11 protein-coding genes, 1 tRNA gene and 1 pseudogene are annotated in these 13,315 nt (G+C 73.1%); 6 read left to right on the top strand and 7 right to left on the bottom strand.

Annotated elements, in window-relative coordinates:
- The first annotated feature begins 19 nt into the window (after positions 1 to 19).
- Complete coding sequence (locus tag AC2D8W_RS18670) at positions 20 to 688, top strand: sensor histidine kinase (protein WP_293484961.1); 669 nt, start codon at positions 20 to 22, stop codon at positions 686 to 688.
- Between the two features lie 153 nt (positions 689 to 841).
- Here the strand turns inward: AC2D8W_RS18670 and AC2D8W_RS18665 are convergent.
- The 3 genes and pseudogenes from AC2D8W_RS18665 to AC2D8W_RS18655 form a co-directional block, all read right to left on the bottom strand.
- Positions 842 to 1,450, bottom strand: a pseudogene (locus AC2D8W_RS18665) (oxygenase MpaB family protein); the annotation flags it as partial.
- Between the two features lie 115 nt (positions 1,451 to 1,565).
- Positions 1,566 to 1,979, bottom strand: a complete 414-nt coding sequence (locus AC2D8W_RS18660) for a MerR family transcriptional regulator (protein ID WP_293484977.1) — start codon at positions 1,977 to 1,979, stop codon at positions 1,566 to 1,568.
- A gap of 20 nt (positions 1,980 to 1,999) precedes the next feature.
- The gene (locus AC2D8W_RS18655) at positions 2,000 to 3,181 is read right to left on the bottom strand and encodes an acyl-CoA dehydrogenase family protein (RefSeq protein ID WP_484672791.1); all 1,182 of its coding nucleotides are present in this window, start codon (positions 3,179 to 3,181) and stop codon (positions 2,000 to 2,002) included.
- Between the two features lie 189 nt (positions 3,182 to 3,370).
- Between AC2D8W_RS18655 and AC2D8W_RS18650 the strand changes: the two genes are divergently transcribed.
- Complete coding sequence (locus AC2D8W_RS18650) at positions 3,371 to 6,424, top strand: tetratricopeptide repeat protein (RefSeq protein ID WP_484672790.1); 3,054 nt, start codon at positions 3,371 to 3,373, stop codon at positions 6,422 to 6,424.
- Positions 6,425 to 6,454: 30 nt separating this feature from the next.
- Here AC2D8W_RS18650 and AC2D8W_RS18645 read toward each other — a convergent pair whose 3' ends face one another.
- From AC2D8W_RS18645 to AC2D8W_RS18635, 3 genes are all read right to left on the bottom strand, one after another.
- Positions 6,455 to 7,273, bottom strand: a complete 819-nt coding sequence (locus AC2D8W_RS18645; RefSeq protein WP_484672789.1) for an EthD domain-containing protein — start codon at positions 7,271 to 7,273, stop codon at positions 6,455 to 6,457.
- Positions 7,274 to 7,284: 11 nt separating this feature from the next.
- The gene (locus tag AC2D8W_RS18640) at positions 7,285 to 9,246 is read right to left on the bottom strand and encodes a pyrroloquinoline quinone-dependent dehydrogenase (protein WP_484672788.1); all 1,962 of its coding nucleotides are present in this window, start codon (positions 9,244 to 9,246) and stop codon (positions 7,285 to 7,287) included.
- A 103-nt stretch (positions 9,247 to 9,349) separates the two neighbouring features.
- Positions 9,350 to 9,436: transfer RNA gene (locus AC2D8W_RS18635), tRNA-Leu, on the bottom strand.
- Between the two features lie 101 nt (positions 9,437 to 9,537).
- Here AC2D8W_RS18635 and AC2D8W_RS18630 point away from each other — a divergent pair.
- The 4 genes from AC2D8W_RS18630 to AC2D8W_RS18615 are packed head-to-tail and all read left to right on the top strand — an operon-like array spanning position 9,538 to position 12,327.
- A complete protein-coding gene (locus AC2D8W_RS18630) occupies positions 9,538 to 10,308 on the top strand; it encodes a glycine zipper domain-containing protein (protein WP_484672787.1) in 771 nt (256 codons plus the stop codon).
- Between the two features lie 56 nt (positions 10,309 to 10,364).
- On the top strand, positions 10,365 to 11,054 hold the full coding sequence (locus tag AC2D8W_RS18625; protein WP_484672786.1) for a superoxide dismutase: 690 nt from the start codon (positions 10,365 to 10,367) through the stop codon (positions 11,052 to 11,054).
- A 44-nt stretch (positions 11,055 to 11,098) separates the two neighbouring features.
- Entirely contained in the window at positions 11,099 to 11,941 is an 843-nt protein-coding gene (gene purU / locus AC2D8W_RS18620; protein WP_484672785.1) for a formyltetrahydrofolate deformylase, read from the top strand.
- Positions 11,941 to 12,327 carry an EF-hand domain-containing protein gene (locus AC2D8W_RS18615; RefSeq protein ID WP_293485929.1) on the top strand — a complete coding sequence of 129 codons (387 nt, stop codon included), beginning with the start codon at positions 11,941 to 11,943 and terminating at the stop codon, positions 12,325 to 12,327. Before purU ends, AC2D8W_RS18615 begins: the two co-directional genes overlap by 1 nt.
- A gap of 109 nt (positions 12,328 to 12,436) precedes the next feature.
- Here AC2D8W_RS18615 and AC2D8W_RS18610 read toward each other — a convergent pair whose 3' ends face one another.
- Positions 12,437 to 13,273, bottom strand: coding sequence for an enoyl-CoA hydratase/isomerase family protein (locus tag AC2D8W_RS18610; protein WP_484672784.1), 837 nt, complete (start codon positions 13,271 to 13,273; stop codon positions 12,437 to 12,439).
- Between the last annotated feature and the right edge of the window lie 42 nt (positions 13,274 to 13,315).

Below are 13,315 nucleotides of genomic sequence, written 5' to 3'. Positions count from 1 at the left end.
CCAAACGCCAGATCCGCGAATGGCCCGCGAACTCTCGAAGGCGCAGGCCCGGCTCGCCGTCCAGGAACGCGAGATCCAGGAACTGAACCACCGCGTCGCCAACAGCCTGCAACTGGCGGCCGACATGCTGGTGTTCGAACAGCTTCGCTCCCGGGACCCGCATGCCCAGGCCGCACTGGAGGCCAGCCGGGCCCGCCTCGTGGCCGTCGGCGAGCTGCATCGCTACCTGCACGAACATGGCGGCAAGGCCTCGGTCGACCTCGCGCCGTTCCTGGCCGGGCTCGGCGAGGCGATCGCCCGTTCCACGGGCCTCTCCTGCACGACCCGGGGCGACAACGCGGCGGTGACGGGCGACATGGCTCAGCAGCTGGGCATCGCCGCGAACGAATTCGCCATCAACGCCGCGAAGCACGCCTATCACGGCCGGCCCGGCGGCAAGCTGACCATCACGGCCCGGCGCGAGGGCCATGAGGTGGTGCTGACCGTGGCGGATGAGGGCGAGGGCCTCCCCGTGGGCCGCGCCGGCCAGGGCGGGCTTGGCATGTCGATCGTCGCCGCCATCGTCCGGGACCTGAAGGGAACCTTGAGCGCGCAGAGCCGGGACGGCGCGATCTTCACGATCCGGGCGCCCATCGCAACGGCGGCTCCGCGGGTCGACCGCTCGTTCCAGGCCTGGTCCGAGGACTGACGTCCGGGGCTGTCGCTGCTCAGAGCGTGCGGCCCACCCGCGCGTGGGCGTCGCGCACCACGCTCGGCGCCGGAGCCGCCCGGGCCATCGCGCCCAGCACGCCCCGGGCCAGCGCCAGCTCGTCGGCGACGTCGCAAGGCCCAGTTTCGCACGGATGTCCGCCGGCGTGAGGTCGATGGCCGCTTCGACCACGAGGGGCTGCAGCGCCCGGCCGACCAGCCCCAGGGGCGAGGTGGTGGCGACGATCCGGAGGAACTCGTGCACGATGGGATGCGGGACCAGCCGCGGCCGCATCCGGTCGAAGAGAGCCTCGACGTCGGCCTCGCTCGTCGGCGGCCGAGGCGCGCCGAACATCCGGCCCAGCCGTGCGCCCTCGGCATAGTAGCGATCGCGGGCGGCCGCGCCGAGCGGCGCGACGTAGCGGTCGAAGGCGTTCAGGAACCCCCAGCCTGCGGTGACGTGGACCCAGGTCATCAGCTCCGGATCCAGCGCCGTATAGGCCTGCCCCTCGGGCGTGACGCCGGAGACGCGCTCGTGCATGCGCGTCACCATCGCGACCCGCGCCTCGGCCGCTCGCGTCGGACCGTAGGTGGTCACGAGGGTCGCCTCGCCGGTCCGCTGCATGCGCGCGAGCGGGTCGGTCCTGAAGATCGAGTGTTCCCAGACGCCGGTCCGCACGCGGGGTTCGGCCAGTTCCAGGATCACCGCGGCCACGCCGCCGACCGCCAGGGCGATCGGATTGGCGTGCACGCGCCAGGCCATGCTGCCGGGTCCGAAGAGCCCCGGATCGCCGGCGGGCGACCGGTAGTCCGTCCGGCCCGCCCCCAGCAGCTTCGCCGCAGGCCGCTCCAGGAGGCCGGCGAAGGCGTTCACGACGTCAGGAATCCAGGTCCACGGCCGCTTCCGGGTACTTGGCGGCGAGGCGCTGCGACGCCGCTTCCAGCAGCTGGATCGCCTCGTCGACCTCGTGACGCTGCTGCTCGAGCTGGGCCACCCGGCGCTTGTGGATCTTCAGCGCTTCGGCGTCCTGCGCGGCCAAGCCGTCCTCGTCGTACGCGTCCAGGATGTCCCGGATCTCGGCGATGGAGAACCCGACGCGGCGGCCGCGCATGATGAGCTGCAGGCGCGCGCGGTCCTTGTAGGAATAGACCCGCGCGGAATCCCGGCGCGTGGGCGACAGCAGACCCTGCTCCTCGTAGAACCTCAGCGCCCGCGGCGTCGCGCCGAACTCGCGGCAGAGCTGGGTGATCGAGTAGGTCCGGTAGGGCGGTCGCCGCAGGTTGAGCAGCATCGACACTTTTTCCTCCTCCTTCACAGCCCGAGCACCAGCCGGGCGATGATGTCGCGTTGGATCTCGTTGGAGCCGCCGTAGATCGAGGCGGCCCGGTTGTTCAGGTAGCGTGGCATCGCGATCAGGCCCTCCTCGGGGCCGACGGGCGCGATGTTGGACCCGGCGGCGCGCGCCTGCGGCTGATCCACGGCGGCATAGGGGCCGAGCGCGGCGACCGAGATCTCGTCGATGCGCTGCATGGTCTCGGTGCCGTTGATCTTCAGCATCGACGAGGCCGGGCCCGGGTTCTTGCCGCCGGCGAGTTCCGACAGCACCCGCCGCTCGGAGATGTCGATCGCCGTCACGGTGATCTCGGCCTCGGCCATGCGGCGGCGGTGCCACCGTTCGTCGCCGTGGGCCGCGGCCGCGATGCCCTGCGCGCGTTCCAGGCCCACCTGCAGGCCCGGCGCGGAGCCCCCGCCCCGCTCGAACTCCAAGAGGTACTTGGCCACGGTCCAGCCCTGGTTCTCTTCGCCGATGCGGTTGGCCTTGGGCACGCGGACGTTGTCGAAGAAGACCTGGTTCACCTCGTGCTCGCCGGCCAGGGTGATGATCGGCTTCACCTCGATGCCCGGCGAGTTCATCTCCAGCAGCAGGAAGGTGATGCCCTGCTGCGGCTTGCCTTCGGTGCTGGTGCGGACCAGGCAGAACATGCGGTTGGCGTGATGGGCGTGGGTCGTCCAGATCTTTGAGCCGGAGAGAACGTAGTGATCTCCGTCACTTACGGCCCGAAGCTGCAGTGACGCGAGATCCGAGCCCGAGCCGGGTTCGGAGTAGCCCTGGCACCAGTAGTCCTCGCCGGAGAGGATGCGCGGCAGGTAGTAGGCCTTCTGCTCGGGCGTGCCGTAGCCCATGATCACGGGGCCGACCATCTTCAGGCCCATGGGCGAGAGGCTGGGCGTCCCGGCGCGGGCGCACTCGGCGGCGAAGATCGCCCGCTGCACCTCGTTCCAACCCGGACCGCCGTAGGCCTTCGGCCATGAGGGCGCGACCCAGCCGCGGGCGTGCAGGATGCGCTGCCAGGGCAGGCTGTGGCGGGGCTCGCAGAACACCGACGTCAGTCGCCGGCCGGCCTCGCGCAGCTCGGGCGTGAGGTTCTCGTCGAGGAAGGTCCGGACCTCGTCCCGGAAGGCGAGGTCCTCGGCGCTGAGCTCAAGATCCATGGCCGCGCACATTGCTCGGCCCGCGATGGTAAAACAAGTTCTGGAAATCGTTGTCGTTGCGGCAAGCGGCCCGAAAAGTCGGGGAAAATCGCCGCAGGTCGGGGGATCGCGGCGTCTCGCCCCATCGTCGCCGCAGATGGCAGGCGTAAGCTCGCGCCGTGGGAGATTCGTAGAAGGACGGGAGCCGCCATGCGCCCCGGACTGCGCCGCGCGGGTCTGGCAGGACTCGCCGCGCTGATGCTTGCCGGCGCCTCGGGCGCAGCGGGAACCGCTGCGCCCACGCCGACCCGTGCGCCCACGGCCAGGGAAGCCGCCGAATGGCGCTCGCTGGTGGCGGCCGCCGAGGCCGCCCGCGCGGCCGGGGACTGGAAGCGTGTCGAGACCCTCACCCGCCGGCGCGCCGCCATCGAGGAACGCACGTACGGCCCCGAAGCCGCGGTGACCGCGGCGTCCTGGTCGTGGATCGCCCAGGCGCTGTCCCGCCGCGGCCGCGACGCCGAGGCGGAACCCTTCTACCGCAAGGCCCTGGAGGCCTCGCGCAAGGCCTTGGGCGAGCGGGACCCGCAGACGCTGCTGGCGGTCTCGAACCTGGCGGCCGTGCTGGAGCGCCAGGGCCGCTTCGACGCGGCCGAGCCGCTTCGGCGCAGCCTGCTCTCGTCGACCCAGGCCGTGTTCGGCGCGCGCAGCGCGGAGGCGGCCGCCGCCTCGGTGGCGCTGGGGGACGTGCTCCGCGCCGCGTTGAAGCCCGCCCAGGCTGAGCCGCTCTATCGCGCCGCGGTGGACATCGACGGCCGGCTGTTCGGCGACAAGGATCCGAGGCTGGCGCAGGACCTCGGCGCGCTTGCCGCGGCGCTCGACGACCTCGGCCGCCACGTGGAAGCCGAGCCCCTGCACCGGCGCGCGCTCGCCCTGCGCCGCGCCGCGTTCGGCGAGCGCGACGCGGCGACCGCCCAGGCCTACGCGCGGGTGGCGGCCAACCTCGACGCGCAGGGCCGCCACGCCGAGGCCGAGCCCCTCTATCGGATGGCGCTGGCCACCGACCGGGACGTGCGCGGGCCGACCCATCCGGCGACCGCGTCGGACACGGCCGACTTGGCGGCCAACCTCGCCGCTCAGGGACGCCACGGCGAGGCCGAGCCCCTCCTCCGCAAGGCGCTGAACCTTCGTCGCCGCGCGTTGGGCGAAAGCCGCCTCGACACCGGGCTCAGCTACGCCGCCCTGGCCCAGACCCTGGCCGCGCGAGGTCAGCCGCGGGAGGCGGAGAAGCTGCACCGCCGGGCGCTGGCGATCGTGCTGGCGGCGCGCGGCGAACGTCATCCGGCGGCGGCCGACGCCTACGCCGGTCTGGGCGCGGCGCTGACCGCGCAGGGGCGCCACGACGCGGCCTCTCCGTTCCTCGACAAGGCGCTGCAGCTCCGCCGCGCGGTGCTGGGGGAATCCCATCCGGCGACGGCGAAGGCCTATGACGCCCTGGCCGAGAACCAGCATCGCCTCGCCGCCAATGGCCGCGCCGAGGTCTTCGCGTCCCAGGCCATGGCGATCGTGCGGGCGCGGCGCAGCGCCGACCTGAGGGCCGCCGGCTCGGACCCGGACGCCGCGATCCGCCGCGCGCGGGCGGACTCCAGTCCGGGTCCCGGCGTGGCCGAGGGTCCCATCTTCCGGCGCTACCTTTCGGTGGCCTGGCTGGCCGGGAAGGAACGTCCGGACGAACTCATGCGGCTGCGCGACGCCGCCTTCACGGCCGCGCAGGACCTCGACGTCTCGCCGGCCGCCCGCGCGCTCGCCCAGACCGCGGCGCGCGCCGCGCTGGGGCCTGGGGCGACCGACGCCCGAGTCCGCCAGGACCTCGCCCACCAGGCGCGGCAGCTGGAGGGCCAGCTCGTCGAAGCCCTGCCGCAGAACGACGCCGCGAAGGCGGCCCGGATCGGGGGCGCGCTGGACGCCGTCGGACGGGAGCTCGCGAGCCTCGACGCGCGCCTCGCCCGCGGGAATCCGCGCTACGCCGAGGCCGTGGTCCCGCGCGCGCTGACCATCCCGGAGGCCCAAAAGCGGCTGCGGCCCGGCGAAGGGCTGCTCCTGATCGTCCCGACCGGCGCGGACGTCCATGTGTTCGCCGTCTCGCGCGACCAGGCCGCCTGGAACCGGATCGCGGGCGGCAGCGCCGGGCTCGAGCGCCGGCTGCGGGCGCTGCGCTGCCAGCTAGACGACGAGTCCTGCGGCCGCACGGCGCCCGACGGCCGCCTCCCCGCCTTCGACGTCCAGATGGCGCACGCCGTCTATCGCGACGTCCTCGCGCCGGTGGAGGGCGCCCTGGACGGCGTGGACAGGCTCTACGTCACCGCCTCAGGGGCGTTCGGCGCGCTGCCGCTGGGCCTCCTGCCGGTGAAGCTGCCGCCGACGGATCGATACGGCGCGGCGCTCGGCGCCGTGGGCTGGCTCTCGGACCGCTATGCGCTGACCACGCTGCCCGCCGTCGCGAGCCTGCGCGTGGGCCCGCCGCCCCGCCGCCCCGCCGGTCCGCGCACGGCCTTCGTCGGGTTCGGCGACCCGGTGCTGGACGGGCCCCGCCCGGCCGAACGCCGGCTTGCCGAACCGGGCGCGCTGGCGGCCGCCTTCGCGCCCCTGCCCGGGACGGCCGACGAGCTCAGGGCCATGGCCCGGACCCTGGGCGCCCCGGCCGCGAGCCTGCGCCTCGGGCCGCGGGCCACCGAGTCCGCGATCAAGTCGGCGACCGAACTCGCGCACGCCGACGTCATCGCCTTCGCCACCCATGGCCTGCTGTCGCGCCAGGTGAAGGGCGTCGACGAACCGGGCCTCGTGCTGACGCCGCCGGCCCGGGCCACGGCCGGGGACGACGGAGTGCTGACCGCCTCCGAAGCGGCCGCGCTGAACCTCTCCGCCAACTGGGTGATCCTGTCGGCGTGCAACACCGCCGGCGCGGACGGACGGCCCGGGTCCGACAGCCTCTCAGGCCTGGCCCGCGCCTTCCTCTACGCCGGGGCCCGGGCGCTGCTGGTCAGCCACTGGCGCGTGTTCGACGACGCGACCGCCGCGCTCACCGTCCAGACGCTGGCCATCCAGAGGGCCAACCCGGGCCTCACCAAGGCCCAGGCCCTGCAGCGGGCGATGCGCGTCGTGCGGACCGGCAAGCTGCCGAACGGCAAGCCCCTGCCCGGCTGGCGCGCCGAGTGGTCGCATCCGGCCTACTGGGCGCCGTTCGTCCTGATCGCCGCGGGCGACTGAACCCCGCGGGGCCAGCATCCGGCTGCACGGTCAGGGGATGGCGCGCCGGTCATTCACGAAGTCGACGTCCGGGTTCTCGCCGATGAACATCGACAGCCCGTCGGCGAACAGGCCGCGGCCGCCCCAGGGCGGCGCCGGCAGCTGGGGCCGGGGCAGGAACGCGGCCTTCCAGGCGGCGTAGTCGTCGAACCACAGCTCGGCCACCCGCGGATACTCCGCCGCACGGCTGACGGCTTCGTAGGTCGCATAGCGCTTCAGGCCGGGGCGCTTCGCCGCCTCGGGCGCATACGACCCGCGATACCAGGCGTCGCCCTGCTCGGCCGTCACCCCGTCCGGGTAGCGGAAGAAGACGATCCAGCGCAGGTACGGCGTCTGCTTCGGCGGCGTGTTGGTGTTGAGGTGCATGTGCTGCGGGTTCACCGGCAGCGACGCGGTCGTCGAGGTGAAGGGCGCGGCGGCCCATCCACCCGGCGGCGGCGTGAACGCCCCGAGACCCTGGCCGCTGTAGATGTTGTTGGGCCGCGACTCCTGGAAGTCGGCCAGGCTGTCGAAGTGGATCTCGGTCATCCGGCCGTAGAGCAGGCGGTAGGCCGCCCTCGCCTCCTCGGGCGGCAGGTAGCTGCGGAACGAGACGTAGTTGCGCTGCCACGCCTTGAACGCGCGCCGCACTTCCGGCGCATGGAACGTCATGTACCAGCGGTCGAGGACGAGCTGGTCCACGCCCGGCTTCAGGTCGACGAGGATGTAGTGCTTCATCGCGCCCACGGCCTGGGCAGGCGCGGCCACCGCCGTCGCCAGCCCCGCGAGGCTCAGGCCCAGCGCGGCCCGGCGGTCCAGAACGGTCGACATCGGAGCCTCCTTCAAGGCAGGGCGAGCGCCACGAGCCGGTGCGGCTCGCCACGGAAGCCCATGCCGCAGACGATCAGTTGCCGGCCGCCGGCCATGCAGGTCATCGGCGGACCGAGGGTGTAGCCGGGCAGCGGGATCTCGGCCACGACGGCGCCGGTGGCCTTGTCGTACGCCCGCAGCACCTTCTTGCCGAAGCGCGGATCGTGCGGGCCCTCGCCCACGAACAGAAGCGTGCGCGTGACCAGGGGCCCCGCCCGCTGGTTCGACCCGATCCACCCCAGCTTGAACGGGGCGAAGGCCGGGGAGTCGGTGGCGCCGGGGCCGTTCGGGCGGCTCCAGACGTGCTCCCCGGTGTTGAGATCGATCGCCGTGATGCGGCTGTAGGGCGGGTTGATCAGCGGCAGGCCGCGCGGGCCGGTGACGATGCGCGCGCCGCCGGCGATCTCCTCGGCCTCGTTCGCCCCCGGCTTGCGCGCGCCGCTGGGGTCCAGCGCCATGGCGGCGATCGACGACTGCGAAGGAATGAAGATCACCCCCGTCTCGGGGTCCACCGCCGCGCCGCCCCAGTTGGCGCCCCCGACCCAGGCCGGCCGGGTGATGGTGGGGCGCGTCTCGTAGGGCGTGTAGAGCGGGCCCGCCACATACTCGGCCAGGATCGCCCGGGCCTCGGCCCTGAGCTCGGGGGTGAAGTCGATCAGGTCGTCCTCGCCGATCCCGTTGGGCTCGAACGGCGCGGGCCGCGTCGGGAAGGGCTGGGTCGGCGACGTGCGCTCGCCCTCGATCCGGCTCTGCGGGACCGGCCGCTCCTCGATGGGCCAGATCGGCTTGCCGGTGGCCCGGTCGAACACGAACAGGAAGCCCTGCTTGGTGGCTTGGGCCACCGCCTTGATCCGTCGCCCGCGCACCGTGACGTCGACGAGGTTCGGCGCGCACGGCAGGTCGTAGTCCCAGACGTCGTGATGCACGAACTGGAAGTGCCAGCGGCGGCGGCCCGTGGCCGCGTCGAGGGCGATCAGGCTGTTGCCGTAGAGATTGTCGCCCGGGCGGCCGCCGCCATAGAAGTTGTTCGTCGGGCACGAGCCCGGCAGGTAGACCAGCCCCAGCTCGTCGTCGGCCGCCATGGGCGCCCAGATGTTGGCGTTGCCGTTGCGCTCGGCGGTCCCGGGCGCCCAGGTTTCGTAGCCGGGCTCGCCCTTCCGCGGGATGGTGTGGAAGGTCCACTTCAGCGCGCCGGTGCGGACGTCGAAGCCGCGCACGTCGCCGGGCGGCATCTCGGCCGTGATCTCGCGGTCGTGGATGTACTGGCCCACCACCACCACGTCGCGGCAGATCAGCGGCGGCGAGGTCGTGCCGAACAGGTCGGCCGGATCGGCGGCCGGCGGCCGCTGCAGGCCGATGCGGCCCAGGTCCACCTCGCCGCCCACGCCGAAGCCCGCCACCTTCTCGCCGGTGGCGGCCGAGAGCGCGATCAGGCGATTGTCGCCGGTGGCGATCAGGATGCGGCGGTCGGCGCCGTCGGCCCAGTAGGCCACGCCACGGTGCTGGAACCCCTTGCTCGTGAAGCGTCCCCGCCGCCAGGTCTGCGGATCGTGGACCCAGATCGTCCGGCCCGTGGCGGCGTCGATCGCCGCCACCTGGCACATGGCGGTGGACGTGTAGAGGACGCCGTCGACCATGATCGGCGTCGCCTGGAACTCGCCGGGCCGCAGGTGGGGGTTGGCTTTCAGGATCTCCGCGTCGGGCGACCGCCATTCCCAGGCCACCTGCAGACGCCGCGCATTGGCGGCGTCGATCTGGTCCAGGGGCGAGTACTTGGTGGCGGCGTTGGTGGCGCCGTAGGCGGGCCATTCCCCCGGCCGCCGGACGGGCGCCGCGGATCGGGCCTCGACGCCGACCCCGAGCGCCGCCGCGCCGGCGCCCGCCGACAGCACGCCGCGGCGGCTGAGCCGCCCCGCTTCTCCCGCCTTCGCCACGATCTCCTCCGTGCGTCGTGGCCGCACGATAGCGGCCGCAGGACGCCGTCGCGACAAGCGCGGCCATAGCGGCGGGGCATCCCGCGATGCCTCAGGGCGAACATGGTGCGGGCGGCCGGGCTCGAACCGGCACTCCGTTTCCGGAAGCGGATTTTAAGTCCGCTGCGTCTACCTGTTCCGCCACGCCCGCAGCGGTTCCGAGCGGTACGACGATTGGTTCGGCGACGGCAAGCTTGGCCTTGTCCGGCGGCCGGAGGCATGATGCGGCGACTCTAGGCTCGGAGATCCACCATGCGCCGCCTCGCCCTCGCCGCCGCCGCCCTGACCCTCGCCGCCTCGCCGGCCGCGGCCCAGACGGGGCTGGGGAGCCTGTTCGGCTGCGACGCGCCCGGAAGCGCCAACACCGGCGGGGCCGTCATCGGCGGCCTCGTCGGCGCGCTGGCGGGCAGCCAGGTATCGAAGAACGAGCGGGCGCTGGGCGCGGTGATCGGGGCCGGCATCGGCGCGGCGATCGGCAACTCCATCGGCTGCCGCATGGACCGCAAGGCGCGCCAGGACGCCCAGGTCGCCTTCGAGCGCGCGCTGGAGACCGGCCGGCCGCAGACCTGGTCCGACCCGGCCACCGGGGCGCGCGGCGAGATCGTGGTGGTCGGCCGGGGCGAGAGCGCGGGCGGGGGCGGTGGCTACGTGGGGCGCTGGCGGTTCGCCGAGGGCGTCACGCCGGCGGTGCGCACCTCCAGCGCCGGCGGGACCTATGCGGCCAACGGACGGATCAACATGCGGGCGGCGCCGAACGCCCAGGCGGCCATCGTCGACCGGCTGCAGTCGGGCGAGCGCTTCGAGGCGGCGGGGGCCGTGGCGGGCGGCTGGCTGGCCGTCGTGGAGGACGGCCTGATCCAGGGCTACGTCTCGCGTTCGGTGGCCCAGCCGCTCTACGACGGGACCAGCGGCGACTGCCGGGTGGTGCAGCAGACCGTGACCGAGCGCGGCTATGCGCCGGTGCGCGAGCGCTTCAACGCCTGCCGCGGCGCGAACGGCGCCTGGCAGCTCACGGCGATCTGACGGAACGCAAGCGCCGTGTGTGGGTTCTGCGGACGACCCCACATCCCGAGGCACTCATGTACGTTCTCCCGGCGCTGCCGTACGACCCTGACGCCCTGGCGCCCTTCGTGTCCGCCGACACGCTGCGCACGCACCACGGCAAGCACCACAAGACCTACGTCGACAAGACGAACGACCTGGCGGCCAAGGCCGGACTGGCGGGCCGTCCGCTGGAGGAAGTGGTGCGCGAGGCGCACCGGCGCGAGGACAAGTCGCTCTTCAACAACGCGGCCCAGGCCTGGAACCACGCCTTCTTCTGGCGCTGCATGCGCCCCGCGGGCGGCGGCGGTCCCGAGGGCGAACTGCTGCGCGCGATCGACGAGAGCTTCGATGGGCTGGACGCCCTGAAGGAAGCCTTCGTCACCGAGGGCGCGGGCCACTTCGCGTCCGGCTGGGTCTGGCTCGTCACGGGGCCGCAGGGGCTGAAGGTGATCTCGACCCACGACGCCGACGACACGCTGGTGCGCGACGGGGTGTTCCCGTTGCTGGTCTGCGACCTCTGGGAGCACGCCTACTACCTGGACTACAAGAACGACCGGAAGGCGTTCCTGGAGCGCTGGTTCGACAACGTCGCCAACTGGGCCTTCGCCGCCGAGCAGCTCGCCGCCAGCAACGGCGGCGGCGACGGCTTCCGGTATCCGCCCCCGGAGGGCGAGGGCCGGGCCGCGCAGGACGGCGACGAACCGGGCGTCCACTCGACGGTCTGACGGCTTGACCTGGGCGGGGCCGGGCGGCAAGGGCTGGCCCCGCGATGATCCTGACCCTCTCCTGCGACGACCGGCCCGGCATCGTGGCGCGCGTCTCGGCCCGGCTGTTCGAGGCCGGCGCCAACATCCTGGACGCCCAGCAGTACAACGACCAGGAGACCGGCCGCTTCTTCATGCGGGTAGTGTTCGATCCGGGCGACGCGGGCCTGGAGGCCTGGCGCGACGCGTTGACGCCGCTCGCCGAGAGCTACGCCATGACCTGGGCGCTGCGCGACCGCAAGCAGCGCCGGCGGGTGATGATCCTGGCCTCGCAGCAGGACCACTGCCTGTCCGACCTGATCTGGCGCTGGCGGCAGGGCGAGCTGCCGATGGACATCGCCGCGGTGGTCTCGAACCACCCGGCGTCGACGTTTCCCCACACCGACCTCCACGGCATCGCCTTCCGCCACCTCCCCGTGACGCCCGAGACCAAGGCAGACCAGGAGGCCCGGCTCTGGGCGCTGATCCAGGAGACCGGGACCGAGCTGGTGGTCCTCGCGCGCTACATGCAGGTCCTGTCGTCCGAACTGGCGGCGAAGCTGGAGGGCCGGTGCATCAACATCCACCACTCGTTCCTGCCCGGCTTCAAGGGCGCGCGGCCCTATCACCAGGCGCATGCGCGCGGCGTGAAGGTGATCGGCGCCACGGCGCACTTCGTCACCGCCGATCTCGACGAGGGCCCGATCATCGAGCAGGACGTCGAGCGCATCAGCCACCGCGACACGCCGGCGGCCCTCATCCGCAAGGGGCGCGACATCGAGCGCCGGGTGCTGGCCCGCGCCGTGCGCTGGTTCCTGGAGGACCGGGTGCTGCCGAACGGCCGCAAGACCGTGGTGTTCACCGACTGATGCGCGCCGCCCTGGCCCTCGCCGCCGCGCTCCTGGCCGCCACGCCGGCGGCGGCCCAGCCCATGGGCCTGGCCGGACTGGACGGCGACCGGGACGGGCGGATCACCCGCGCCGAGTACCGCAGCGGGTTCGTGGGCGAGTCCATGAAGTTCGACAGGAACGGCGACGGCCGGGTCACCCGGGGCGAGCTGCCGGCGCTGGCCCGCCTTCCGGGCGCGAAGGGGATCGTGGACCGCGTCTTCCGGGGCAATGACGCCGACGGCGACGGGGCGCTGTCGCGGGCCGAGCTGACCGCCCGGGCCGAGGTCCGGTTCCGCGAGCTCGACACCACCGCGGACGGCCATCTCGACGCGGCGGAGATCAAGGCGGCCCGCCGCAGCCGCTGACCCTTCCCTTCCCACTAAGGGAAAGCCAGCGGTGCAATGCGCTCGGGCTCGCCGGTGCTGACGTGGCGGGATGGGGCTCGCCCTCTCCACCACCCGCTCTACGGCCGGCTCAGGCCGGCCTCGGCGAGCGGTCCCCCTCTCCCGCTGCGCGGGAAAGGAAGTCCGGCTTGCGCTTCTCGCGGTGGGAGGCGAGGCCCTCGGCAGCTTCGGGGCCGGTGAAGCCCAGGAATTCCATGGCCAGGGAGGCGTCGAAGGTGGGACCGGCCGTACGCAACCAGTGGTTCAGCGTATGCTTGGTCCAGGCGATCGCCCGGGTGGCGCCGTTCGCCAGCTTCGTGGCGACCTCCAGGGCCTTGGCGTCGAGCTGGTCATCGGGCACGCACAGCGAGATGAGGCCGATCCGCTCGGCCTCGGCCCCGTTCAGCGGGTCGCAGGTCAGCAGGTAGTACTTGGCCTTGGCCATGCCGCAGAGCAGCGGCCAGACGATGGCCGCGTGGTCGCCCGCCGCCACGCCCAGGCGGGTGTGGCCGTCGATGATCCGCGCGTCCGGCGTGGCGATGGAGACGTCCGCGAGCAGGCCGCAGACCAGGCCCGCCCCCACCGCCGGCCCGCGGATGGCGCTCACCACCGGCGTCTGGCAGTCGATGATGTTGAGCACGATGTCCCGGGCCTCGCGCATCACCCGGACGCGGACCTCGAAGTCCTCGACGATCTGCTCGATCATCCCGAAGTCACCCCCGGCGGAGAAGGCGGTCCCCTCCCCCGTCAGGATGGCGCAGCGGGTGTCGGGATCGGCGTCCACGTCGCGCCAGATCTCGGCGAGCTCGCGGTGCATCACCTCGTCCGCGGCGTTCAGCTTGCCGGGATTGCTCATGACGATGCGCAGCACGCCGGGCGCCGGGCGCTCGAACTTCAGCCGCTGGTAGCGGGCGTAGCGGTCGGCCAAGTCTGGCTCCTTTCGATGCCCTCTCCTCGACGCAGGAAGGGG

The sequence above is a fragment of the Phenylobacterium sp. T106 genome, from assembly GCF_057219735.1.
This window is presented reverse-complemented; position numbering and strand designations above follow the sequence as displayed.

Bases quoted from the DNA above. Each gene is read 5' to 3' on its own strand.
- AC2D8W_RS18670 (WP_293484961.1), top strand. From the start codon at position 20: ATGGCCCGCGAACTCTCGAAGGCGCAGGCCCGGCTCGCCGTCCAGGAA.
- AC2D8W_RS18660 (WP_293484977.1), bottom strand. From the start codon at position 1,979: ATGCTGCTCAACCTGCGGCGACCGCCCTACCGGACCTACTCGATCACC.
- AC2D8W_RS18655 (WP_484672791.1), bottom strand. From the start codon at position 3,181: ATGGATCTTGAGCTCAGCGCCGAGGACCTCGCCTTCCGGGACGAGGTC.
- AC2D8W_RS18650 (WP_484672790.1), top strand. From the start codon at position 3,371: ATGCGCCCCGGACTGCGCCGCGCGGGTCTGGCAGGACTCGCCGCGCTG.
- AC2D8W_RS18645 (WP_484672789.1), bottom strand. From the start codon at position 7,273: ATGTCGACCGTTCTGGACCGCCGGGCCGCGCTGGGCCTGAGCCTCGCG.
- AC2D8W_RS18630 (WP_484672787.1), top strand. From the start codon at position 9,538: ATGCGCCGCCTCGCCCTCGCCGCCGCCGCCCTGACCCTCGCCGCCTCG.
- AC2D8W_RS18625 (WP_484672786.1), top strand. From the start codon at position 10,365: ATGTACGTTCTCCCGGCGCTGCCGTACGACCCTGACGCCCTGGCGCCC.
- purU (WP_484672785.1), top strand. From the start codon at position 11,099: ATGATCCTGACCCTCTCCTGCGACGACCGGCCCGGCATCGTGGCGCGC.
- AC2D8W_RS18615 (WP_293485929.1), top strand. From the start codon at position 11,941: ATGCGCGCCGCCCTGGCCCTCGCCGCCGCGCTCCTGGCCGCCACGCCG.